General features: G+C 69.3%; 19 protein-coding genes and 2 pseudogenes. 12 read left to right on the top strand and 9 right to left on the bottom strand.

The annotated features are described in order from the left end of the window. Positions 1–197, bottom strand: a pseudogene (locus ACGFI8_RS46375) (hypothetical protein); the annotation flags it as partial. Between the two features lie 945 nt (positions 198–1,142). Between ACGFI8_RS46375 and ACGFI8_RS46370 the strand changes: the two are divergent. The 7 genes from ACGFI8_RS46370 to ACGFI8_RS46340 all read left to right on the top strand — a co-directional run bounded on the left by ACGFI8_RS46370 (position 1,143) and on the right by ACGFI8_RS46340 (position 8,503). Next, positions 1,143–3,857, top strand: coding sequence for an ATP-binding protein (locus ACGFI8_RS46370; RefSeq protein ID WP_392815116.1), 2,715 nt, complete (start codon positions 1,143–1,145; stop codon positions 3,855–3,857). A 50-nt stretch (positions 3,858–3,907) separates the two neighbouring features. Then, the gene (locus ACGFI8_RS46365) at positions 3,908–4,696 is read left to right on the top strand and encodes an alpha/beta hydrolase (protein ID WP_392815114.1); all 789 of its coding nucleotides are present in this window, start codon (positions 3,908–3,910) and stop codon (positions 4,694–4,696) included. Positions 4,697–4,698: 2 nt separating this feature from the next. After that, a complete protein-coding gene (locus ACGFI8_RS46360; RefSeq protein ID WP_392815113.1) occupies positions 4,699–5,487 on the top strand; it encodes an oxidoreductase in 789 nt (262 codons plus the stop codon). 450 nt (positions 5,488–5,937) lie between these two features. Further along, positions 5,938–6,189, top strand: a complete 252-nt coding sequence (locus ACGFI8_RS46355; protein ID WP_392815112.1) for a hypothetical protein — start codon at positions 5,938–5,940, stop codon at positions 6,187–6,189. Between the two features lie 582 nt (positions 6,190–6,771). Continuing rightward, complete coding sequence (locus ACGFI8_RS46350; RefSeq protein WP_392815110.1) at positions 6,772–7,155, top strand: dihydrofolate reductase family protein; 384 nt, start codon at positions 6,772–6,774, stop codon at positions 7,153–7,155. Between the two features lie 35 nt (positions 7,156–7,190). Then, positions 7,191–7,661 carry a MarR family winged helix-turn-helix transcriptional regulator gene (locus tag ACGFI8_RS46345; protein ID WP_392815109.1) on the top strand — a complete coding sequence of 157 codons (471 nt, stop codon included), beginning with the start codon at positions 7,191–7,193 and terminating at the stop codon, positions 7,659–7,661. Between the two features lie 2 nt (positions 7,662–7,663). Further along, positions 7,664–8,503: an alpha/beta fold hydrolase gene (locus tag ACGFI8_RS46340; protein WP_392815107.1), complete on the top strand. Its 840-nt coding sequence runs from the start codon at positions 7,664–7,666 to the stop codon at positions 8,501–8,503. Positions 8,504–8,869: 366 nt separating this feature from the next. On the opposite strand, the gene ACGFI8_RS46335 is transcribed toward ACGFI8_RS46340, so the two are convergent. Further along, positions 8,870–9,619, bottom strand: a complete 750-nt coding sequence (locus tag ACGFI8_RS46335) for an alpha/beta fold hydrolase (protein ID WP_392815105.1) — start codon at positions 9,617–9,619, stop codon at positions 8,870–8,872. Between ACGFI8_RS46335 and ACGFI8_RS46330 the strand changes: the two are divergent. Then, a pseudogene (locus ACGFI8_RS46330) lies at positions 9,600–10,233 on the top strand (IS30 family transposase); the annotation flags it as partial. The gene ACGFI8_RS46335 and the pseudogene ACGFI8_RS46330 overlap by 20 nt on opposite strands. A gap of 142 nt (positions 10,234–10,375) precedes the next feature. Here ACGFI8_RS46330 and mgtA read toward each other — a convergent pair. Continuing rightward, the gene (gene mgtA / locus ACGFI8_RS46325) at positions 10,376–13,036 is read right to left on the bottom strand and encodes a magnesium-translocating P-type ATPase (protein WP_392815104.1); all 2,661 of its coding nucleotides are present in this window, start codon (positions 13,034–13,036) and stop codon (positions 10,376–10,378) included. Next, a complete protein-coding gene (locus ACGFI8_RS46320) occupies positions 13,033–13,254 on the bottom strand; it encodes a hypothetical protein (RefSeq protein WP_392815102.1) in 222 nt (73 codons plus the stop codon). Before ACGFI8_RS46320 ends, mgtA begins: the two co-directional genes overlap by 4 nt. 372 nt (positions 13,255–13,626) lie before the next feature. Between ACGFI8_RS46320 and ACGFI8_RS46315 the strand changes: the two genes are divergently transcribed. Both ACGFI8_RS46315 and ACGFI8_RS46310 read left to right on the top strand, forming a co-directional pair. Then, the gene (locus ACGFI8_RS46315) at positions 13,627–14,496 is read left to right on the top strand and encodes a hypothetical protein (RefSeq protein ID WP_392815100.1); all 870 of its coding nucleotides are present in this window, start codon (positions 13,627–13,629) and stop codon (positions 14,494–14,496) included. Positions 14,497–14,748: 252 nt separating this feature from the next. Then, a complete protein-coding gene (locus ACGFI8_RS46310; protein ID WP_392815098.1) occupies positions 14,749–15,006 on the top strand; it encodes a hypothetical protein in 258 nt (85 codons plus the stop codon). A 562-nt stretch (positions 15,007–15,568) separates the two neighbouring features. Here ACGFI8_RS46310 and ACGFI8_RS46305 read toward each other — a convergent pair. The 4 genes from ACGFI8_RS46305 to ACGFI8_RS46290 form a co-directional block, all read right to left on the bottom strand. Beyond that, positions 15,569–16,729, bottom strand: a complete 1,161-nt coding sequence (locus tag ACGFI8_RS46305) for a PxKF domain-containing protein (protein WP_392815097.1) — start codon at positions 16,727–16,729, stop codon at positions 15,569–15,571. Continuing rightward, complete coding sequence (locus tag ACGFI8_RS46300; RefSeq protein WP_392815095.1) at positions 16,705–17,175, bottom strand: DUF1772 domain-containing protein; 471 nt, start codon at positions 17,173–17,175, stop codon at positions 16,705–16,707. The genes ACGFI8_RS46305 and ACGFI8_RS46300 overlap by 25 nt, the downstream gene beginning before the upstream one ends. Before the next feature lie 60 nt (positions 17,176–17,235). Next, the gene (locus tag ACGFI8_RS46295; protein WP_392815092.1) at positions 17,236–17,547 is read right to left on the bottom strand and encodes a hypothetical protein; all 312 of its coding nucleotides are present in this window, start codon (positions 17,545–17,547) and stop codon (positions 17,236–17,238) included. 135 nt (positions 17,548–17,682) lie between these two features. After that, positions 17,683–18,561, bottom strand: coding sequence for a class I SAM-dependent methyltransferase (locus ACGFI8_RS46290; protein ID WP_392815089.1), 879 nt, complete (start codon positions 18,559–18,561; stop codon positions 17,683–17,685). A gap of 554 nt (positions 18,562–19,115) precedes the next feature. Here ACGFI8_RS46290 and ACGFI8_RS46285 point away from each other — a divergent pair. After that, positions 19,116–20,231, top strand: a complete 1,116-nt coding sequence (locus ACGFI8_RS46285; protein WP_392815086.1) for an ISAs1 family transposase — start codon at positions 19,116–19,118, stop codon at positions 20,229–20,231. A gap of 258 nt (positions 20,232–20,489) precedes the next feature. Continuing rightward, positions 20,490–20,828 (top strand): hypothetical protein, encoded by a 339-nt coding sequence (locus tag ACGFI8_RS46280; protein WP_392815083.1) that lies wholly within the window; start codon positions 20,490–20,492, stop codon positions 20,826–20,828. Positions 20,829–21,493: 665 nt separating this feature from the next. Here the strand turns inward: ACGFI8_RS46280 and ACGFI8_RS46275 are convergent. Beyond that, complete coding sequence (locus tag ACGFI8_RS46275) at positions 21,494–22,753, bottom strand: BTAD domain-containing putative transcriptional regulator (protein ID WP_392815081.1); 1,260 nt, start codon at positions 22,751–22,753, stop codon at positions 21,494–21,496. Positions 22,754–23,229 lie beyond the last annotated feature (476 nt).

Raw genomic sequence — 23,229 nt, 5'->3', positions numbered from 1 at the left:
TCCTCGGCCGCGTCGCGCTGCCACCGCCGCGACGACTCACGCTCCTGGAAATCCGCGGTCGACACCCGCCCGTAGAACGCGAACCGCAGGCCGCCGACGCCATCCAGCGACCGCCGACGCATCCGCCCAGCGGGACGCGCCTCGCTCATCCATCGCGTCAGCAGATCATCGCCGTCTACATCGGAGTCGACCGACACCGCACGCTCCGAACCACGTCAACACCACCAAGAAAACGGAGCACAATGAGGACCCTCGCGCCGCTCGTCATCGGGCAAGCCCGGATCGCGTCGCGAAGCCGGCCAGGGACATGCCGAGCACGACCTCCACGAGTGGCACCGCGGCACCCACCACGCGTACCGCCTCGTACGGCAAGAGCATGCCGACACCGAACCCGCCCGGACAGGGCCGAAAGCCCCCGTCCGGCCGGGACCGTGACGTGCCATAGTCCGGCGGCGCGTGGACGGCCACGGCCCTCTGTAGGTCTGCGATGCTCACGCCGGATGGTGTGACAGAACCGGTTAACGATGTACCGAACGACCGGTCACGCTCAATGCATGCAGCTGGCGGCGGTTCTGCGTCAGCGGATCGAGAAGGGGCGTGCACCCACCGAACCCGCCAGTTCCGAGCATCACGTTGCTACAGCAAAAGTTCGGGCTGGCGCGCGACACGATCATCCGCGCTATCGAGGTCCTGCTGGAAGGCACCGTCCGTACCGTCCAAGGCCGAGGCACCTTCGTCGCACCACGGGCGGGCCGAGCGACCGAGGAGACGCGATGGCGACCGCCACACGGCCACGATCACGCCTCTGGCCAGCAGGCGGCACCAGAATGTCTCCCACCGATCTTTCTCGGCGCCCGTCGGCGGCCAATAGCTCACCCTGCCCCAAACGGCAGCGGCAACGCCATGACAGCGCTACGGCAGCGGCGCCGTCAACACCCGCCGCCCAGGCTCACCAAAGGCCGATCGAAGAAACCGCCAGGCAGGCGAGAAAACCACGCCGACAAACCGATGAGACGGCAAGCCGACGAGCGAGGTCAGCCGACAACGAGCCGCCAAGATCAACGAGAACCTACACCGAGTGTGTCATTCGCCCACCGTAAACGCCGACCCGAAATCACGCGGCGGACCGATAGTCTCGTCGAGTGGGACCTCTGCGCCAGTCGCTGTTCGGCCGCGAATCCGAGCTGCGGTTCATCGGCGGACTGCTGCAACGGGTGCGCGCTGGGGGTGGTTCTGTTGTCGTGCGAGGAGAGGCGGGGATCGGCAAGTCGGCATTGCTGTCGGAGGCGGCCTGGTCTGCCGCGGAGCAGCAATTGCGCGTGCTCCGGACGGCCGGGGTGCAGAGCGAGGCGCAGATCGCGTTCGCCGGCCTGCATCAGCTGTTGCGGCCGGTCCTCGACCAGGTCGAGCGGTTACCGCAGCCGCAGCGAGGCGCCGTGCTCGCGGCGTTCGGCCGGACCGACGCGGCAGTCCCGGATCTGTACCTGATTGCTCTCGCGACGTTGAGCATGCTCGGCGAGGCCGCCACGCAGGCGCCCATCCTGCTGGTCGTCGAGGATGCCCAGTGGCTCGACCGGCCCAGCGCCGACGTGCTGCTCTTCGTCGCGCGGCGGCTGGCGGAAGAGCCGGTCGTCATGCTGGCCGCGCTGCGGGACGGTTTCGACACCTCGTTCGACGGCGGCGGCCTGCCCGAGCTCGCGCTGCCGCGGCTGGACAGGGCTTCGGCGGAGTCGCTGCTCGACAGGCGCGCGCCGGGTCTGCGCCCCGAGGTGCGGCAGCGGGTGTTGAGCGAGGCCGCCGGCAACCCGCTCGCGCTGGTGGAACTCCCCGCTGGTGACGTCACGGCGCCGACGGCGATGCTGCCGCTGACGGCGCGGCTGGAGCAGGCGTTCGCGGCCCGGATGTCCGGACTGCCCGTTGCCACTCGGGCCGTGGTGCTGGTGGCCGCGCTGAATGACGGCGATGCCCTGTCCGAGACGCTGGCCGCGGCGACCGTCGTGGCCGGCGAGCGATGCAGCGTCGACGACCTGGAGCCGGCGATCACGGCTCGGCTCGTCCAGACCGACGGCGAACGCCTGCGTTTCCTGCATCCGCTCATGCGTTCCGCCATCCATCAGCGGGCCAGCCTGGGGCAGCGGCACCGGGCGCACGCCGCGCTCGCCCGTGTTTTGGCGCACGACGACGACCGGCGGGTCTGGCATCGGGCCGCATCCATGGCCGGCCCGAACGAAGCCGTCGCGGCCGAGCTCGAGGCGGCGGCGGTCCGCGCCCAGCGCCGCGGGGGCATCGCCGCCGGGGTGGCCGCGATGGAGCGCTCGGCCGCATTGAGTTCCGATCCGGCGCGGCGCGGCGAGCGCCTGTTGCGGGGCGCCGAGCTGGCGTTCGAGCTGGGCCAGCGCGACGCCGTGGTGCGACTGCTCACCGCGGCCGAGCGGCTGGAGCTGTCCGGGCGGCAGCGCTGGCGGACGGCCTGGATCAGGGACAGCTTCGACGACGGCGTGCTCGGCCGGGCCCAGGCCGCCTGGTCGCTGGCGCAGGTCGCCGAGCGGGCGGCGGCCGAGGATCCGGACCTCGCGCTGAACCTCTTGTACGGCGCGGCGCTGCGCTGCTGGTGGACCGAACCGGGCGTGGAGGCCCGGGCGAGCGTGTTGGCCGCTGCCGGGCGAGTGCCGGTGGACGACAACGACCCCCGGCTGCTCGTGGTCCTCGCGTACACCTCGCCGGTTGAATGCGGCGAGGTCGTCATGAGCCGGCTGCGACGGCAGCCGGGCGACCTCGACGCGCGGGCGTTGCGGATGCTGGGCAACGCCGCCATGGCGGTCGGTGCATTCGACCTCGCGGCCGGGTTCTTCGCAACATCCCTGGTCGAGCTGCGGACGCAGGGCCGGCTCGCCCTGCTGGCCCGGGCCCTCACGCTGCAGGCGTGGAGTTGCGCCCACCTCGTGGACCTGAACGTCGCGGTGCCGGCCGCGGACGAGGCGTACCGGCTGGCTCGCGACACGTCGCAGCCGGTCGTCGCCGCGACCGCGCGTGCTACCCAGGCCGTGCTTGCCGCGCTGCGCGGTGAACAGGACGGCGCCTACCGCCTCGCCGCGGAGGCGGAGGCGTGGGCGATGCCCGCCGCGACCCACGCCGTGCTGTCCGCCGTTCAGTTCGCACGCGGGCTGGCGGCGCTCGGCGATGGTCGCCACGAGGACGCGGTCGCCGATCTCCGCCGCATCTACGATCCAGCCGATCCCGCCTACCACCAGGCAAACCGCTGCTGGGCCTTCGGCGATCTCGTCGAGGCGGCCGTTCGCAGCGGGCGGCCCGAGGCGGTCAGCGGCCTAATGGCGGAGATGACGGCGGTCGCGCGGCGGACCCCTTCACCGCCGCTGCAGCACGGCCTGCGCTACGCGCGCGCCCTCCTGGCGCCCGACGGAGAGGCGCAGCCGCTGTACGAGGCGGCGCTGCGGGCCGACCTAGGTGTGTGGCCGTTCCCCCGGGCGCGCGTCCAGCTCGGGTACGGCGAATGGCTGCGCCGGCAACGCCGCGTGGCCGAGTCTCGGGCCCACCTGCGCGCGGCACGAGAGGCCTTCGACGCGTCGGGCACGATCCCGTGGGGCGACCGGGCGCGGGCCGAGCTGCGCGCCTCGGGCGAGACGAGCCGTCGCCGAGTGCCCGACGCCCGCGACCAGCTCACCCCACAGGAGCTGCAGATCGCGCAGATGGCCGCCGATGGGCTGACCAACCGGGAGATCGGCCAGCGGCTGTACCTCTCCCACCGCACCATCGGCTCACACCTGCACCGGATCTTTCCCAAGCTCGGCATCGCCTCGCGGTCGGAGCTCCGCGCCGCTCTTCAATCGTCGGTCTGACGGTCACATGACGCAAGCGAAGCAGCACTGCCGCCTCATACGGTTCCGGCATGACCTCTGTGCTTTTCATTCACGGACTATGGCTGCACGCAAGCTCCTGGGCGCCCTGGGAGGACCTGTTCCGCGACGCGGGCTACGAGACCTCGGCGCCCGGCTGGCCCGGTGTGCCGGATACCGTCGAGGAGGCCCGGGCCACTCCCGAGAGCATCGCCGACCACGGCATCGATGACGTCGTCGCACACTACGCGAAGATCATCGAAGGGCTGGACTCGAAGCCGATCCTGGTCGGGCACTCCTTCGGCGGCATGATCGCCCAGAAGCTTCTCGGCCAGGACCTCGCCGCGGCCGCCGTGGCGATCGACGCCGCCCAGATCAAGGGGGTACTCCCGCTGCCGCTGTCGTCGCTGCGGGTTACCTTCCCGGTCTTCAAGAACCCAGCCAACCAGCACCGGGCGGTCTCGCTCACGGCCGAGCAGTTCCGGTACGCGTTCGGAAACGCGATCAGCGAGGAGGAATCTGACCGGCTTTACGAGCAGTGGGCCATTCCGGCGCCCGGCAAGCCGCTTTTCGAGGCTGCCGCCGCGAACTTCAACCCGCACTCGCCGACCAAGGTCGACACGGCGAACGAGCTGCGCGGGCCGCTGCTGCTGATGATGGGCGGCCGGGACCACACCGTGCCGGAGGCGATCACCCGGTCGACCCTCAAGCAGTACCGGCACTCGGATGCCGTCACCGATATCCTGGAGTTCGCCGACCGCGCGCACTCGCTGACGATCGACCACGGCTGGCGCGAGGTCGCCGACGCCGCCCTGGCCTGGCTCAAAGCGCACTCGCTGTAGCCATGGATCTCCACTTGGCCGGCAAGACCGCTGTCGTCACCGGTGCCAGCAAGGGCATCGGCTTCGCGATCACTCAGGCCCTGGCCGGCGAGGGCGTCAGCGTCGTCGCCGGCGCGCGCGCCGCGACCACCGAGCTGTCCGACCTCGCCGCCCGAACCACCGTCAACCCGGTGGCGGTGGACCTGACCTCCCCGGACGGTCCGGCCCGGCTCATCGAGGCGGCCATCGCTGCATACGGTGCCCTGGACATCCTGGTCAACAACGTCGGCGCCGTTCGCCCACGCACCGGCGGATTCCTCTCCGTCACCGACGACGACTGGCTCTCCGCCCTCACGATCAACTTTCTCGCCGCCGTCCGCACCACCCGGGCGGCGCTTCCCCACCTCATCGAGCGCGGCAGCGGCGCCATCGTGACGATCAACTCGGTCAACGCGCGACTGCCCGACCCGCTAGTCATCGACTACAGCGCAGCCAAGGCAGCCCTCGGCAACTTCTCCAAATCGCTGTCGAAGGAGGTGGCGGCGCACGGCATTCGCGTCACCACGGTCAGCCCCGGGCCGGTCAGCACCGGGTTGTGGCTCGGCACCGACGGTGTTGCCGCCACAGTCGCCCGAACGACCGGCTCAGCGCCCGAGGCTGTTGCCCAGAAGGCCGCGGGCGAGTCGGCAACCGGCCGCTTCACCCAGCCGGAGGAAGTCGCCGACCTGGTCCTGCTCCTGGCCAGCGACCGCGCCGCCAACATAACCGGCGCCGACTTCGCCATCGACGGAGGCCTCATCAGCACGCTTTAAAGCCATCGGACCCCGATTGTCCGGAACGACTCGCCTCGGTGCTCGCTAGGCTATCTGCGCCCAGCCCGCAGCTTCCGCGAGTGGTGGAGAGACCTCGGCCAGGCCGAGATCGGACCACCGATCTCGGCCTGCTCGGGCGTCGTGTGGTGCCGCGATGGCGCCTGGTCTGCTGGTTCTGTCATCGAGACCGTACCCGTTGGGCCGGTGGGGTACGAACTCGGTCAGCGGGACCGTGCTGCCGGGCAGATCCCTCCGGCGCCGGCCTTCCGCCATCCACAACACGATGACCGATGGCCAGACCGCGGATCTCTTCGGCGGTGGCGGTCCAGGTGAAGGGTTTGGCGTCGGTGTTCCAGTTGTCGGCGACCTTCTCGGCGAAACGCGGGTCCTTCCGGCCGGGTGTCCGCCCGATCGCTGCTTGACCAGCTCGGGTGGCGCCCCGGTCACCGAGTGCGAGTCGATGTCATCGACGGCGCGATCCTCGTCTGGACGGCGGCCAACGGCCAGCTCCTGGTCGGCGCGCGCGGTGACCTTGCCCTGCCCGTCGCGGTGCGGCAGATGTGCGCCATCGGCACCGGGGACCTCGTCGTCCTCGCCGCCGAGCACACCCACGGCCTCCTGATCGTCCACCCCGCAGCGACGGTTGCGCGACTGCTCGCGGACCTCCATACCCACCTGACAGCCGGCGGACATGGCAGCTGACCCGGCGCGCATCGCGGCGGCGTGGACGCTGCTGGCTGAACTCGGTGTCACGCTCGCCGACCTGCAGCACCACGCTCGACCGGCGAAGCCAACGTTCGACGCGTACCTCCCACAGGTCCTGGCGGCAGCCGGTCCTGGCGCGCTGCGCACCTACCGCAGCTACTGGCAACGCATGGCCACGACCTGGGCTGGCCTGGCGATCGACACCGTCACCGCCAGCGACATCCACGCCCTGCGGCAACAGATCACCGACCACGCCCGCAGCCGACGCAACAGCCGCGACGGCCGCCACGCCGGCGAGTTGTTCGTAGCCGCCGCCCGCGCCTTCTACAACCGGGCAATCGCCGACGGGCTCATCCAAGCCGCGGACAGCCCAGCACACCGCGTCAGCAAACCCCGGCGGCTGCCCAACACCCCGAGCACTGACAGCGGACGAACTCACCGAGATCAACCTAGTAGCCCGCACCAGCGGCAACGACACCATCCTCGACGCGCTACTGCTCCGCCTGCACACGGAGACCGCCTGCCGTCGGGGCGGTGCCCTCGGCCTGCGCCTCCAGGACCTCGCACGCGAGCTCAGGTGTGGATCCGGCAGACGCCGCCTGGCCGTACGACCAGCCGTGCTGGGTCTTCACCCACCGCGAACTGCCGCTGCTGCGGTCGTCCGCGCCGATCGTCTTCACCAGCGGTGATGTCGCGACGGTACACGCTGAGATGGTTGCGGCCGCCACGGGCCGAAACATCTGGGTCATGGGCGGCGGCGACCTGGCCGGCCAGTTCGCCGATGCCGGACTGCTGGACGAACTGCTCGTGGCGATTGCACCCACGACGCTCGGAGCGGGCGCTCCGCTGCTTCCGCGACCGCTCGACCTGACGCTGAACGACGTCAGTCGAAACGGTGACTTCGCCTGTTTGCGCTACGCAGCAGGGCGAGGGCCAAGGCCCGCCGACGACAGCAGCCAGTAACTTGCATTCCTAACTTAGAATGCTAAGCTAGGAGCGTGAACCACTCGAAGAACCTCGGGATGGAACTACACACGCTGGTGTCCCGCCTCGAACGGGCCGGCGACCAGATCCTGCGCACCGAACACGGCCTGTCCTACCGACGGTTCATGGTCCTGGTCATGGTCGGCGAGCTGGGCGAGTCCACACAGCGAGCGCTGGCCGACAGCCTGGCCGTGACCGAGCCGTCGACGAGCCGCATGGTCGCCGCCCTGGCCGAGACGGGACTGCTCACCGTGGTGCCCGACCCCGCCGGCGGCAACCGCCGGCAGATCGCCCTCACCGACGCCGGCCGGGCGCTGGTCGAACATGCCGGCACCGATCTGATCCAGCGGCTCACCGAGCTGGTCGAGTCCAGCGGCGTGCCGTTCGACACCTACCTGGCCCACACCCGGCGGCTCAACACCGCCCTCGACGACGCCGGCACCCGGCCCCGCCCCGCGACACCCACCACCATCGTGAGGAGCTGACCATGATCGCCACGCCTACCGCGCCCACTGTGCGTACCGTCCACTCCACCGACGGCACCACGATCAGCTACCACACCACCGGCAGCGGCCCGGACATCCTGATCATCCCCGGCGCACTCAACGACGCCGCCGACTACACCACGCTCGCCACCGCGCTCGCCGCCCACTTCACCGTGCACACCATCCAGCGCCGCGCACGCACCGGCAGCGGCCCGCAAGGCCCCGACTACAGCATTGCGACTGAATGCGCCGACCTCGCCGCCGTGCGGGCAGCCACCGGCGCCCGATACATCTTCGGCCACAGCTACGGCGGGCTCGTCGCGCTGGAAGCGGCCCGCCGCGACCCGGGCATCGCCAAGCTGGCGCTGTACGAGCCCGGGGTCAGCGTCCAGGGCCTGTTCCCGATGGACTGGACCCCGCAGTACCGCCGATTCCTCGCGCAAGGGCGCCCGTTCGACGCGTTCGCCACGTTCGCTATCAGCACTGGCCCCGCCGCCGCACGCCGCAACCCCAGATGGCTCATGTCCGCGATCCTGCGCCTGGTGTTCCGCGGCGAACGGCGAGCGAAGATCTTCCAGTTGCTCGAGGCGAACCTGCGCGAGCACGAGCAGGTCGGCCGGCTCGACGACAGCTACCCCAACTACCGCGAGGTCTCCGCAGACGTCCTGCTGATGGCCGGCGGCAAGAGCGGGCTGCCGTATGTTGCCCCCGCCTTCGACCGGCTCACCGAGGTCCTGCCGTCCGCCCGAGTCCACACATTCGCAAATCTGGACCACTTCGGACCGGACCACAAAGGCCCGGCCGAGGTTGCCGACACCGTGACCGCGTTCCTGCTCAACTGAGCCAGCCAGACCCCGGCGTCCGCCAATAGCTTCGATGCGGGAGGAGCTGTAGGCGGAGCCAGCGGCAGCACGGGTGTCGACCAGGGTCGGTGAATGGGGCCCCGGCCGTGCCGCATGCGTGGGCAGCGCCCGCAAGTCGCCTACTTCAGCCAGTCCAGCGGGCGAATCGTCGCCGAGGACGTGGCCGGCGTTGCCGAGAAGAGCCGGGTTGTCGAAGTCCGGTCCGCCTCGCCGTGGCGTTCGACGAGCTCGCCACCGCTATCTGAGAACCGACCTCCTTGGCTCAACGCGCCTTCCCGAAGAGCTAACGCAACAGTGCCTCGCCTAACGATCCCAAGGCTGGAACTGCCTCGATCTTGCCAACTTTCAATGCAACGGTGTCTCCTCGTCCAGGAACCCGTCGATCATCGGGGCCAACCAGTCGGCCCGCTGCGGGATCGACGTGTGGGTGCTGCCGGGCAGGATCGCCAGGCGGCACGCCGGCATGCCGGCCAGGTCTCCGGCCACGCCGTCGCCGAGCAGCCGGAACATCGCCACGGCGTGCTCGGGGCGGACGATGTCGGAGTCGGCCAGCACGAGCATGGTGGGCGCGGCCAGGGCCCGGATCTGCTCCGGCGTCCACTCGGGCAGGTTGGCGTCGAGAACCTTCATCTTCGTGACGAGGTTCGCCCAACCGGCCGGGTCCGGCGCGGTCCGCAGGTACTCGTCGTGGAACTCGGAGCCGTGCAGGTGCGCCGGCTGGAGGTCCTGGATGTCGTCCGGCAGTCCCGGGTGGACGCCGGCCAGGTCGAACGCCACCGAGGCCAGCACCAGCCGCCCGACCCGCCCGGGGTGGTCGGTGCCGAGCCGCAGCCCGACCTGGGCGCCCATGCTCCAGCCGAACACGTCCGCGCGCTGAACGCCGAGGTGGTCGAGCAGCTCGACGACGTCCGCGGCGAAGTGCTCGATGGTAAAAGGGCGGCCGATGTCCGGGGTGCGGCCGTGCGCCTGCAGCTCGACGGCGATCACCCGCCGGGTCTTCGCGAGCAGCGGCAGGATCGTGCCGAACGAGGTGCCGATGCCGGACAGCGCGCCGTGCACGAGCACGAGCGGGCGGCCCTCGGTGGGCCGTAACAAGCCCCGGCGGGGATCGCCGCTGGGTCACCGGATGGAGTCCGGAACAGATCAGCAACCGGCTGAAGGTGGACTTCCCGGATGATGAGTCCATGCGCATCTCGCACGAGGCGATCTATCAAGCCTTGTTCGTTCAAGGGCGTGGAGCGTTGAAGCGTGAGCTGGCCGCGTGCCTGCGCACCGGCCGCGCGCTGCGCGTGCCACGCGCGCGGGCGAAGCAACGCCGCGACGGCATGGTCACTCCCGAGGTGATGATCAGCGAACGGCCGGCCGAGGCGGCTGACCGGGCCGTGCCCGGGCATTGGGAAGGCGACCTGATCATCGGACTGGACCGGTCTGCGATCGGGACCCTCGTGGAACGCACGACCCGCTTCACGATGCTGCTGCACCTGCCCCCCGTGGAAGGCTACGGCGTCGAGTCACGCGTGAAGACGGCCCCGCACTGGCCGGACACGGCGCCGCAGCCGTCCGCGACGCGATCGCCGCCACCATCACCACCCTGCCCGAACAACTGCGCCGGACACTGACCTGGGACCGCGGCAAAGAACTCGCCCAGCACGCCCAACTACGCATTGACACCGGCGTTCCAGGTCTACTTCGCCGACCCGCACAGTCCGTCACCCACATGCCGGAGCTGCGCTGGGCCGCCGGCTACCCGCTCGCCCTGGTACTCATGGCTGTCGTGTGCGTGGCCCTGTACGGGATCTTCAGGAACCGCGAATGGCTGTAGAGCTGGCCAGCCGGTCCACGGCATCGCCTCTACGCCGATTCGCGACGACGCTCGCGCCGTCGGACAGGTGCGGCCCACCGTGCGGCGCGGCGGCGCAGGTGGCGGTGCGCGGTGGGTGGCTTGTGGACGGCGGCGGGGCCGGGCATGCCGTAGAAGAGGCGCTTGCCGAGTTCGATGAGCGCGAGATAGCACACGACCATGCCGGCGAGCGCGGCGAAGTAGGCGGAGGGGAGCGGCCGGAAGCCCAGGACGTGGGCGAGCGGTGTGGCGGGAAGCAGCGCGCCAACGGTCACGATGCCGAGCGCGGCCACTGTGAGGGTGAGGCTGGGACGGCTGCGGAAGAACGGAACACGGCGGGTGCGGATGGCGAAGATGACGAGGGTCTGGGTGGCCAGCGATTCGACGAACCAGCCGGTGCGGAACTGGTCGGGGCCGGAGTGGAAGGCCCACAGCATGATGGCGAATGTGGCGAAATCGAAGACCGAGCTGAACGGGCCGAAGTACAGCATGAACCGGCGGATGAAGGCGATGTCCCAGTGCGACGGCCGGCGAAGCTGCGCCTCGTCGACGTTGTCGGTGGGGATGGCGAGCTGGCCGGCGTCGTAGAGCAGGTTGTTGAGCAGGATCTGCGACGGCAGCATCGGCAGGAACGTCAGCAGGAGCGAGGCGCCGGCGGCGGAGAACATGTTGCCGAAGTTGCTCGATGTGCCCATCAACACATACTTGATGGTGTTGGCGAAGATCCGGCGCCCTTCGGTGACGCCGTCGGCGAGCACGTCGAGACTCTTGTCCAGCAGGATGACATCGGCGGCGTCCTTGGCGACGTCGGCGGCGGAGTCGACGGAGATTCCGACGTCGGCGGCGTGCAATGCGAGAGCGTCGTTGACGCCGTCGCCCAGGAAGGCGACATCGCCACCGGTGATGCGTTGGATCCTGACGATGCGGGCCTTCTGTTCGGGGCTGACCCTGGCGAACACAGTGGTGGCCACGACGGCAGAGGCGAGCCGGGTGTCGTCGAGCGCGTCGATGTCGGTGCCGGTGAGAGCGACGCCTGTGGGGAGGCCGAGTTCCTGGCACACCTTCACCGCGACGGCGGGGTTGTCTCCGGTGACGATCTTGACGGTGACGCCGAGCCCGCCGAGGCGGGCCAACGCGGCAGCCGCGTCGGGTTTGGGTGGGTCGAGGAACACAAGCAGGCCGGCGTACCGCAGCTGTTCCTCGTCGGCTGGGGTCGCCGCACTCAGGTCCGGTGCGGGTCTGGTGGCGACCGCGACGACACGGTTGCCCGCCGCGAACTCCGCGGCCAACGTCGCCCCCGCCGCGGCGGGCACGTCGATACAGCGTCGCAGCACTGACTCGGGAGCGCCCTTGACGACGAGCGTCTGCAGACCCGCGGGGTCGCGGACCAGCGCGGAGGCCATCTGTCGTTCGTGGTCGAAAGGCAGCATCGACAGCGTCCGGAACCGACCGGCGACGCTGTGCTGGCTGGTCGCTGCGGGCGAGTTCCACAGTGCCGTGTCCAGGGCGTTGCCGCCCACGGCCTTCCCGCCGTCGACGGCGGTGTCGGTGGCCAGCAGCCCCCACAGCAGGACCTGCGCGGTCGGGGTGCCTTCGGCAGGCACGGCCCGCATGAAGCTGATCTGCCCCTGGGTCAGGGTGCCGGTCTTGTCGGTGAACAGCACGTCGATGTCGCCCAAATCCTCGATGCAGACCAGCCGCTTGACGAGGACCTTGCGGGCCGCCATCCGGCGTGACCCGGCGGCCAGGCCGGTGGAGACGACGGCGGGCAACAGCTGCGGGGTGATCCCGACCGCGATCGCCAACGAGAACAGCAACGAGTCCAGGACCGCCCGGTGCAGGACCACGTTGACGACGAAAATCGACACCGTGAGCGCCGCGGCGACGTAGACCAGCAGCATCGAGAACCGCCGGAGCCCCACCTGGAACGCAGTCTGTGTCTGGTGATTGCCGAGCCCGGCGGCGATGCGCCCGAACTCGGCGCGCACACCGGTGGCGACGACGACACCGCGGCCGCTGCCGACATGCACGACGGTGCCCATCAGCGCGCATCCGCTCAGGTCCGCCAGCGCCGCGCCGGGGGGCACCACGGCGGAGTTCTTGCCGACCGGCAGCGATTCTCCGGTCAGCACGGATTCGTCGCATTCCATCCCGGTCGCCGACAGCAGCCTGATGTCGGCGGGAACGACGTCCCCCAGGCGCAGCTCGGCGATGTCGCCGGGCACGAGACCGGTCACCTCCACCTGCACCGGCCGGCCGTCGCGCAGCACCAAGGCCCGGTGGTGGATCTGTGAGTGCAACGCCTCAGCGGCCCGTTCCGCCCGGTACTCGTTGGCGAACCCGAGCCCGACGGACGCCGCGACGATCACCCCGATGATCACCGCGTCGGCCCGCTCGCCGACGAAGTACGACAGTGCGGCCGCGACCAGTAGCAGCACCAGCAGCGGGGATCTGACCTGGTGCCACAGCACGGGCAGCAGCCGGGCCCGGTGCGAGGAGACCGAGTTCGGTCCGTACCGGTCGAGGCGGGCCTGGACCTGGGCGCGTGAGAGGCCCGCCTCGTCGGTGTCCAGCCGGCGCAGCACCTCGGCGGCCGGTAGAGCGGCGGCGGCGCCGACGTCCAGCATCGCCGGGGACGCGCCGGGCCGGTCCGATACGACGGCGGTCGTCACGGCGAGCCCATTCCGGCGCGACGGCACGCAGCCAGGTCACGACCCGCCGGGACCGCGGGGTCCACGGAGCGCCGCATGGTCGGCGGCAGGACTGTCAACGTCGTCATCCTCTCCCCCGGGTGCCGAAGTGCCGGCCCGGAATTGGCGCCACCACCGCTTGTCGGGCGCGTCGCCGACCAGAACGCCGCCGACGGCATGTCGGCGATGTCGCTGGTCATGTCGCGCCTCCTTCGACGGTGTGAACGGCCCGGCCCCGGACGGCGGCGCCGGTGCTTCCATGTTCGGACCCCCACCGGTCGCCGTGCAGGGCCGTTCAGCCCGTCTTGCGACGTCGGCACCGCGGGCACACGCCGGGCGTGGCGGCGTCAGCCGGCGTGGACGTGTGGGCGGCGGCCGCGGTCGGGTTCGTGCCGGCGCAGCATCTCGCGGGGCGGTGCCGACCTCGCCGCGCACCCCGCGACGGCATCGACACGCCGGTACCGAACGGTCCATGGGCCGCGCCCGCGGGACTAACGGCCCTGGGCCGAACCTTCCGCCCGCGCACAGGATGCCGTGAGGAGACCATTGCCAACCTCCGCGAAGGAGACGTCATGCGCGGGCATCGGTTGCTGGGTGCCGGGCTGATCCTGCTCGGTGCCGTCGTCGCGGCGACCGCCGTGCTCGGGCCGCTGGTGACCGGCGTGCTGCGGTACCACACGTCCGGGACGACACTGAACCAGGTGATGGGCGGGGATGCCGCCGCACTGGCGGTCGTCGCGCCGTACTGCCTTGTCGTGGGTGTGCTGTCGCTGCGCGGACATCCGGCCGCGCCGGTACTGGCGCTACCCCCGGCTGTGTTCGCGGTGTACACCTTCACTCAGCTGATCGTCGGGCAGGAGTATCTGCGCCTGCCGGGCAACAGCGAGCGGTACTTTCCCTTGCTCTTCAGCGGTTTCCTGGTGGGCGGGCTGATCGCGGTCACCGCGTGGCGCACAATTGACGCCCCGCGGCTGCCCGCGATGTCGCGACGACTGGACCGTCTCGCCGCGGGCGTGTTGTTCGCCGTGGCCTTCTTCCTGGTGCTGCAGCACATGCCGTCCCTGGCGGATGCGCTGCGCGACACCCCCACCCGGGCGGAGTACGTATCGAGTCCCACCCCATTCTGGTTGGTGAAGCTGATGGACCTGGGCATCGTGGTGCCGGCAGCGATCGCCGCCGGTGTCGGCGCAGCGCGCGGTGCCGCCTGGGCACGGACCCCGGTGTACGCCATCGTGGGCGCGTACACACTGCTGGGCGCATCGGTGGCTGGAATGGGGATCACAATGTACGTCAACAACGATCCGGACGCCTCGCTCGCCGTCGCCGCCGGCTTCACACTCTTCGCGCTCGTCTTCGCCTGGCTGTCGTTCGTGGTGTACCGGCCGCTGTTCCGACCCGGCCACTCCGGCTCGCAACGTACCCTCCTGCAACGGGCACGCTGATGCCGAACTGGCCGCGGCGACGAAGGCCACACCGGTTACGGCGCTGGTCCCCTGATCATGCTGGGTCGGTCCACAGCAGCGCTCACCGAACTCGCGGCCGCCATCTGAGACCAGCTGTGCTCGGCTCGAGCAAGCCCTGTGCCTGCCGAAAAATACGTCCGTGCTGGCCAGGTGCCACCTCCGGCCCTCGTGCCGATCTTGCCGTCCCTCCTTGTCCAGCGCCGGTGATGACAGCGCGGTGGATGCAGACCCATGCTGCTGCGACCGGCGTACCTGGGCATCACCAACGCGTTCGCGCTGCTGCCGGGCAGCGACCGGGACAAGGACACGGAAATCCTCGCCCTACGCCACCAGATCGCGGTACTGCACCGCCAACTTAGCGAACAGCGGGTCCGTTCGGACCAGCCGACCGGGCATGGCTGGCCGCGCTGCTGCACCAACTCCCAGACCCAGCTTGCGCCGCCTGCGGCTGCTGGTGCGGCCCGACACGACCCTGCGCCGGCATCGTGAGCTGCATGCTCGCCGCCACGCGGCGGCATCGCGGCCGCGCCGGCGGGGCAACGGCCTGTGCCCGGTCGCGGACTCGGGCCTTGGCTGCTACGTCCACGTCTTCTCCCACGCCTCCCCTCTCGGCGAGTGGCCGTTCTGCCTGGCGCTTGCACACCTGAAGCTCGCAGCCACCACCGAGGGCACCGCCCACCGGGCCCGCGCAACGTCGGCCGCCGTCCAGTCGGTGGGCGTGGCCGCAGCCTGTTCCCTTTCGTTCCTGCTAGCCATGGTCTCGGCCTCGCCTGCATCAGGTTGCGCTGCTGCTCCAGCGGCAGGACGTCGTCCTTCGGCCGGACCAGGATGTCGTACGCCATGAGGTAGTTCGCCTCGACGGTGCCCACCGCATCCAGCCGCGACGTGACCGCCGCCGCCGCCGTCAGCAGGGTGAACCCGAGGACGGCGACGGTGATCATCGACAGCAGCGCGAGCGATCGCTCGCTTTGCACACGCCACTACGCCGCGGCCATCCTCAGCCGCGGAGGGGCCGCTGGATGCAGCCCCTCCGCGTGCGCCGATCAATCGGTTACCGCAGCTTGAACAGGGCGGTGATGCTCGACCCGTCCCGGGTCGTGGCGGTTACCGCGTAACAGGCGCCGGGGGTGGCGGGGGTCTTCCAGTTGTAGTGGAACTGGCCGCCGTCGTACTTCAGCGTCGTGGCGCCGGTGGTGAGGGTCTCGATCTCGGACGTCGGTGCGTCCGCGGCACACGAGACCTGCTTGACGGTCATCGTGACCACGGCCGGGTCGGTCAGCTCGGTCGTTCCGGAGTACACCTGGAACATCACGGGCACAGTGCTGCCGCCCTTGACCGTGTTGACCACGCCGCCCATGTCCACCGGGCTGTAGAACCCCTTCACCGTCCACGGCAGCACCGTGTACGTCTGCTCGGCCGTGCCCACGTTGCCCGCGGCGTCGGTCGCCGTCGCGGTCAGGGTGTGCGTGCCCACGCTGGTGTCGTAGCCGCTGACGACACACCCGGCCGGGCCGGAGGTGGCGTCGCTCGCGGTGCACGTCGGGGCGCCTGGAACCGAGCCGAAGTACACGATGCCGACCGTGGCGGAGAACGCCGCCGTCGGCGCGACCGTGTCGGTTTTGACCGTCGCGGACTTCGTCGCCTCGACGTTGCCGGCGGTGTCGGTCGAACGGTACTCGACCTGATGGGTCCCCTGCTGGTCGACCGTGACCGGCGAACCGGTGTAGGCAGTCCAGTCACCGCCGTCGATCCGATACTGCGTGCCGACCACGGCGAAGTCGTCCTTGGCGTCGAGCGTGAAGGACGGGGCCGTCGTGTACCAGCCGTTGTTGCCGTTCGGCTGCGCCGGCGACCAGGTCAGGGTGGTGGTCGGGGGCACCTGGGGCGTGAGGACCCAGAAGTGGTCGGGGGTGGCGGCGTCGCTGGACGCCGTCTGCGAACCCGATCCCGCGACGATGGTCGCGGTGCGCCCGTTGCCCGAGGAGTCCGCGACCGCGATGCCGGAGGCCTCGTCGAACGTGTAGTGCAGCACGTCGCCGGAGCCCACCTGGTCGCCGGCCAGCGCCGCGACCTCGGACGCGCTCAGTGCACGGCGGTAGACGTTGAAGTCGTCGACCGCGCCGGCGAGGTAGGGGTCGGCCCCCTCACGTCCAACTGGCGACGGGCCTGGACCGATAGCAGCAGTCCTCAGCGGACGATCAGGGCCCAGCACAGACAGCCGAACGACGCGATGTGCAAGTACATGCGGATGACGTTCCAGCGGTTCCACACGCCTTCGAAGTCGGTGCGCACCTTGGCTGGGTCGGCGATGCGGTCAGGCTTGCCTGCCTGCGCCATTCCATTGTTGAGCGGGATGTTGACACGGAAGGTGACGAAGAGCGCGATGATGTAGATGACCAGCGACACCACGAGGGGCACAAGCACATGCCGGTTGCCTGCGCCCAAATGCAGTGCCGCGGCGACGATGGTGAACAGCAATGTGCCCGCGAAGGTGAGCGCGAACCAGCCATTCTGAATGTCGATGATGTTGCGTTGCATCACTAGGATGAAGGTGCGGTCGTCCAGCCGACTCATAGTCACCATCACCGAGCACACGTACGCATAGAACAGGCCAGCGACGAGCCCCGCGCTCATCGTCGAGACGATCAGCGCCAGCACCCGGACAGCGTCCATATGTTTTGCCCCTTGTCCCTTTCTCCGGTTTCGTATTCGCCGTGCCTACTTGGCTTTCCCGCTCGCGTTGGTCACCGGATCGCCCGGGGAGATGTCGAACGCGAGCGCGCCGACCAGCATGCGGGCGAAGTTCGCGGTGTTCCACGTGCCCTCGTCGAAGACGATCCTGGCGGCGGCGTAGTCGACGGTCTGCCTGCCTCGTTGGCCTCGGCGAGCTTGAGGTTGACCGCGATGTCGACGCCCATTGTGATCGCCCGGGCTACCACGTGCAGCGCGAAGGCGGCGAGGATCGATCCAGCGGAACGCCGCCTTGCGGCAGGCCTTGTACTGGATGAACGCGGCCCAGCCGGTGAACACGAACGCGACGACGAGCGCCTTGTCGTCCTACCGGCCCAGCGCTGGCATGACGGTAGGGACTGTCCACATGGGACAGTCCCTACCGGGCTCGTTGTTGTCGCAGGCCCCGTTCAGCTGGTCTGACATGCGCCTGCTTTACGCCTGTGCGGGCTTGCGCAGCAGGAACAGGTAGGAGCCGAGATGATCATGGAAGAAGGAGCGGATCAGCGGCATCACCGGGTCGAACTCGGCGACAAGTTCGGGTCCGTAGCGTCCGACGATCTTGTCGCGGTTCTCGACGTAGAGGTGTGCCATCAGATGGCCGATGAACGCGCAGTTTTGGGTCATGTCCTCGACCCTGACCAGTTCGAAGCCCGCGTTGGCCGCCATGTCCATCATCTTCGCAGGCGTGATCGGGGGCATGGTCTGCCAGGTGTGCTGGTACGCGGTCATCTGCTCGTCAGAAGGCGTTCCGCGGAGAGTGAAATCGCTGACCAGGAATTGGCCGCCTGGCCGCAGCACCCGGAATGCCTCGTGGTATGCCTGCTGGCGGTCGGACAAGTGGCAGAAAACCTCGAGCGACAAAGCGGCATCGAACGATTCGTCCGCGAATTCCATGGCCATGGCATCGCCGTAGGAAAATGAGGTGCGGTCGGCGACGCCGCCCGATTGAGCCAGCTCGACACCCTTGGCGATCTGGCTGTGGCTGACGTCGATCCCGGTGACCCGTGCTCCGCTGTGCTGGGCGAACCGGATCGCGGGCACACCCGAGCGACAGCCGATGTCCAGCAGGTGTTCGCCCGCCTTCAGCCCGAGGGTCTTGATGTGGTACGCGATCGTTCGCTCCTGCGTCAGGTTGGACAGTTCGAGCAGAGTGGACGCGGGCTGGCGTTCACCGGGCAGGGTCCACATACTCATGTGCAAGCTGACATCGCTGGCAGTCAGTGCGTGGAAGTCGGCGAACTGGTCATAGGCGACTCCGACGTCCTGAGGGTTTGGGATGAAGGCGCCGACAGGATTTGCTGTTGTCGTCATCGTTGAAACTCCTTTACTCATTCGAAAACCTGACCGGTGTCGCAACAACTTAACAATTGCGGGAATGAGTCGGAAGGGGGAAGCCCGCGCGTCCAACTGGCGACGGGCCTGGACCGATAGCAAAAGTCCTCAGTGGACGATCAGGGCCCAGGGCCCCGGCAAAGTCGTGATGAGTGTCCGGCTTGAGGTGGTTGGCGTAGACGCGCGTCGACGACGCCAGCGGCGGTGCGGTCGTGCGCCGGCTGGCCGCCATGTACGACCGCATCTACATCGACGAACTGCAGGACCTCGTCGGCTACGACCTCGACTTCCTCGACCCAGGGCTGTTGCGTAGTCGTTTGAGGGGTGGCTGAGCTGGGAGTTTGGACGGGGTTGGGGTCCATGTAGGACGGATGCGACCTATTGGTGATCATGAAGTTTGCGAAGACCCATGATCCCGAGAAGGACCGCACCCGCCGATGTCATCATCACCCACCGAAATTCTGCTGCCTCACCGACCCGCCGATGCGTCTCTTCCGGCTGCGGTCACCGAAGGTGAACATCCCAGCCTGTTCGTGGCCCTGACTGCCGTACCCGATCCCCGTGACCCGCGTGGCCGGCGCTACCCCCTCGCCAGCATCCTCGCCGTCGCGGTGTGCGCAGTGCTGGCCGGGGCGTGCACGTTCGCCGCTGTCAGTGACTGGGTGCGGGATCTGGACCGGCCCGCCTGGGGTCGGCTCGGGTTCACCGATCGGATACCCGCGGCCACGACGGTGTGGCGGCTGCTGATCCGCGTCGACGCCGAGGTGCTCTCGCAGGTGCTCGCCCGGTGGCTGAGGGCCCGGACGGCGCCGGTCGTGGTAGCCGGACGGCGGTGGCGCCTCGTTATCGCCGTCGATGGCAAGGTCGTCCGTGGTGCCCGCCTCACCGGCGGGCGTCAGGCCCATCTGCTGTCGGCGTACGACACCAGCACCGGCATCGTGCTCGCCCAGGTGCAGATTGCGGCCAAGTCCAACGAAATCCCGGCGTTCACACCGCTACTGCAACGGGTCGCCGCCCAGCTCGGATCACTCAGGGGCGTCCTGGTCGTCGCGGACGCCCTGCACGCCCAGACCGGGCACGCCGACCTGCTCGCCACCGCCGGCGCCCACCTGATGGTCACGGTCAAGGCCAACCAGCCGACCACGCTTGCCCAGCTCAAAGCCCAGCCCTGGGCGCAGATCCCGGTCGGGGCCCAGACCCGCGAGACCAGCCACGGACGCAAAGAGACCCGCACCGTCAAAGCCGTCACCGTGGCCACCCCCGGCGGTATCGGATTCCCGCACGCTCAGCAAGCCGTCCGGATCACCCGGACCCGCACCATCAGCGGCAAGACCACCCGCGAGACGGCCTACCTCACCGTGTCCCTGCCCGCCGAACAGGCCCAGCCCGCCGACCTCGGCACATGGGCGCGCTCGGAATGGCATATCGAGAACCGCCTGCACTACGTCCGCGATGTCACTCTTCGTGAAGACGCTCATCAAGCCCGGACCGGCAACGGACCCGCGGTCTTCGCCACCCTCCGTAACACCGCAGTCGGCTACCACCGCAGCAACGGCGAACCCAACATCGCCCGCGCCACCAGACGCGCCAGCCGCCGCCCCACCGACCTCATCGACGCCGTGACCAGGAGCAACCCGACTACGCAATAGCCCTGTTCCTCGACCGGCTCTTCAAATCCGGCATCGAGGTCATCGCAGTCGGCGACCCACGGCAGCACACGCTGGCGACCAACAACTCCAGTCGAAACAAGAAATACCGCGGCGTCGGATTGCTCGACTGGCTCGGGAAACGACAGGACCGCTGCGCCCTTGAGACTCGCGCCGAAAGTTGGCGTGCAACCAGCAAATCTGCGACTGGGCCGACGCCCTCTTCCCGACCATGACGCCAACCAAGTCACACAACGACGAATGGACCGGCCACGACGGCACTTCACCATCGCCCGTGACGATGTGCCCGCCTACGTAGCGAAGTACTGGCCAATGATCCTGCGACACAGCCGCACTACCGACACCCTGGGCCTCCCCGCCCTGAACTTCGGACTGTCCAAGGGCAGCACCTACGACCGGGTACTCATCTTTCCTACCCAGCCGGTGCTCACCTACCTCAAGAACGCCGACCCCGCGCGTTTGAAGGCACCGGACCGGCTCTACGTCGCAGTAACCCGAGCGAGGCACAGCGTCGCCTTCGTGGTCAACCAACGCGACGGAACCTACGCGATGCCGCTGGCCGGCGGCAATCCGCACTGATCGACACCAAACAGCCCGTGACGCAAACCACGACGGCAAAGGACCGACCAACCGCCCAGCCACTTGAAGGAAGCACTATTCGGTCGATAGATTAACATGCATGAATCACTGTTTTCTGCAGGAATGCTATGGGTGGGGGGTTCACATCCCCCTTCGACACCAGTACTTGTGCATTACATCAACATCACATCAGGCCCAGTCGCCCACGGTGTTTGCGACACCGCATGCTTGGTGACTCGATCGGGTGACCAGCCCGTTTGTGGTGCGCGAACTCCGATCCCGGTGCGGTCACGATGACCGCCATGAGACGCTGCTGTTCCTCAGCCTCGCCGGGTGCGCGATTGTCGTCGTATCGGCCGCGGCCGTCGGCAGCCACATGAGCACCGACGAGGCGGCCCTCGGGTTGATCCCGGCCGTCATCGTGGCCGCGATCTGGGGGCTGATCGCGGCGCTGCCGAGCCGACCGTCGCAGCGGTCGGCACAGCTGCCGCGCAACGACGGCGATGAACGGGTCGAGGGGGCGCGGCTGGCGGCCCGCCCGACCTGGCAGCACCGTTCGGCGGACAGGTCCCGTAACCGGTCCGCCCTCCACAGCACGCGTCATCTGCCTGCTTGCCGCGGCCGCGGACCGCCGATCAGGACCCGGAACCAGCTCAGCAGGTACTTCAGCGTCCCGCGTCGCGATCGACCGCACCTGATGCGCCACCAAGAAGTCGCGCAACCAACCTGTCAGTTCCTACCACCCCCACCTCCTTCAGTTTCCTGACATCCGGCACTCCCGGCGGCGGCAATGCTTCGATTATTCGTCGCGTTCCAGATGCGTCGGACTTCGCGAGCTCCCACGTCTCCCCGTACGTATAGGCCGGGACGTAGTCAGCAATACGGAACCACACCTCGTTGAGGAGGTCGCTGACTGTCGAACCGTCGTGGACCGGGATGGCGATTCCACCCAGCCTGTCGGGATCTATTCCGCTCAGCGACACGTAGACAGCGTTGTCCTCAAACTCGCGCCGTACGGCGACCACGGCTCCCTCGATCGCACGGTTGAGCTGCTCCGAGTCTATTTGCGCCTGTCGTTGGATCAGAGGCGCCGCCGCCTCGACTGCCGACTTGACCATGAGCTCCAACATGTGCGCGTCTACCGACGAAGCCACCCCCAAGGGCAGCTGTGCGGCCGGGTCGACGCCGGGCCCGCCGAACTCGCCGCGCAGGATCGACTGGTGCAGTTGCTGCAGGCCGGGGCCGGGGTCGGCGCCGAGCTCGTCGGCGAGCAGGCGGCGCAGCCGCTCGTAGCGGTCCAGCGCCTCAGGGCCCCGGCCGGCCGCGTGCATCGCCCGCATCAGCGCGTCGATGACCGGCTCGACCAGCGGATACCGCTCAGCGAGATGCTCCAGCGGGCCGACGCTGGCCGCGGCCCGGCCGAGTTCCAGCAGCAGGCCTGCCCAGCGGACGGTGGCGTCGCGGTGCTCAGTCCGCCACAACGCGCGGCATTCGTCGGCCCACGCGCCCTCCATGCCGTCCAAGGGCTCGCCGCCCCAGACCTCGACCGCCTCGCCGAGCAGCCCAGCCCGCTGCTCAGCGGTGCCGCCGGCCGCCGAGTCGACCAGTGCCCGGAACCGGTGCAGGTCGACAGTCGCCGCGCCGGCGTCGAGCCGGTACCCGGTCGGCTGCCTCACCAGCCGGGGCGGGTCGTCACCCAGCCGGCCGAGCAGGCTGCGCAGCCGCGCCACGTACGTGTGCAACACATTGCGGGCCTGCGCCGGCGCCCGGTCGCCCCATACCCGGTCGATCAGCGCCTCCGGACTTACCGCCCTGCCGACGTCGGCGAGCAGCACCGCCAACACCATGCGCTGCTTCATCGGGCCCAGGTCGACCCGCCCGTCGCCGTCCCACAACTCCACCGCACCCAGCACGCGAAACTGCACGGTTCCCTCGCCCCAAGTCAAGTAACCGGCATCCGGCCGCCCCCATCGCCGGCCGATCCCTGCGGATCACTCTAGAAGAGAGCGCCGTCGATCGGCCGATCCTCGCGCTGCGTAGTCAAGAATCATGGCCTTCGAATCAAGATTCGTTCATGACCCGCCGTCGACACTTCTCCTCAGCACCCCGCCCCGCCTGAGGAGAACGGACGGCCGCACGGCCACGAGTAGCGCCCCACGCGACGCGCCGCCTCCTCACCGGGCAGAACGGGATCGGCTGGAGCGACGCGGTTTCCATGGTCACGGGGGCCACTGGCAACCCGAAGCCGGTCTGGGGCGCCGCCAGCAACGCTCCGGAGATCTCCTACAACGTCGGCGGCGCGCTCACCAGCGTGGGGGGGGGGGGGCGCCCCCCCCCCCCCCCCCCCCCCCCACCCCCCCCCACCCCCCCCCCCCCCCCCCCCCCCCCCCCCACCCCCACC

This window comes from Dactylosporangium sp. NPDC048998 (assembly GCF_043197855.1).
In the GTDB taxonomy this organism is placed as follows: Bacteria; Actinomycetota; Actinomycetes; order Mycobacteriales; family Micromonosporaceae; genus Dactylosporangium.
Note: the sequence above shows the minus strand (reverse complement) of the source record. Positions and strands in the feature narration are given on the sequence as shown.

Coding starts and splice junctions, on each gene's coding strand:
- ACGFI8_RS46365 (WP_392815114.1), top strand. CDS start 3,908: ATGACCTCTGTGCTTTTCATTCACGGACTATGGCTGCACGCAAGCTCC.
- ACGFI8_RS46360 (WP_392815113.1), top strand. CDS start 4,699: ATGGATCTCCACTTGGCCGGCAAGACCGCTGTCGTCACCGGTGCCAGC.
- ACGFI8_RS46340 (WP_392815107.1), top strand. CDS start 7,664: ATGATCGCCACGCCTACCGCGCCCACTGTGCGTACCGTCCACTCCACC.
- ACGFI8_RS46320 (WP_392815102.1), bottom strand. CDS start 13,254: ATGACCAGCGACATCGCCGACATGCCGTCGGCGGCGTTCTGGTCGGCG.
- ACGFI8_RS46315 (WP_392815100.1), top strand. CDS start 13,627: ATGCGCGGGCATCGGTTGCTGGGTGCCGGGCTGATCCTGCTCGGTGCC.
- ACGFI8_RS46310 (WP_392815098.1), top strand. CDS start 14,749: ATGCTGCTGCGACCGGCGTACCTGGGCATCACCAACGCGTTCGCGCTG.
- ACGFI8_RS46290 (WP_392815089.1), bottom strand. CDS start 18,561: ATGACGACAACAGCAAATCCTGTCGGCGCCTTCATCCCAAACCCTCAG.
- ACGFI8_RS46280 (WP_392815083.1), top strand. CDS start 20,490: ATGGACCGGCCACGACGGCACTTCACCATCGCCCGTGACGATGTGCCC.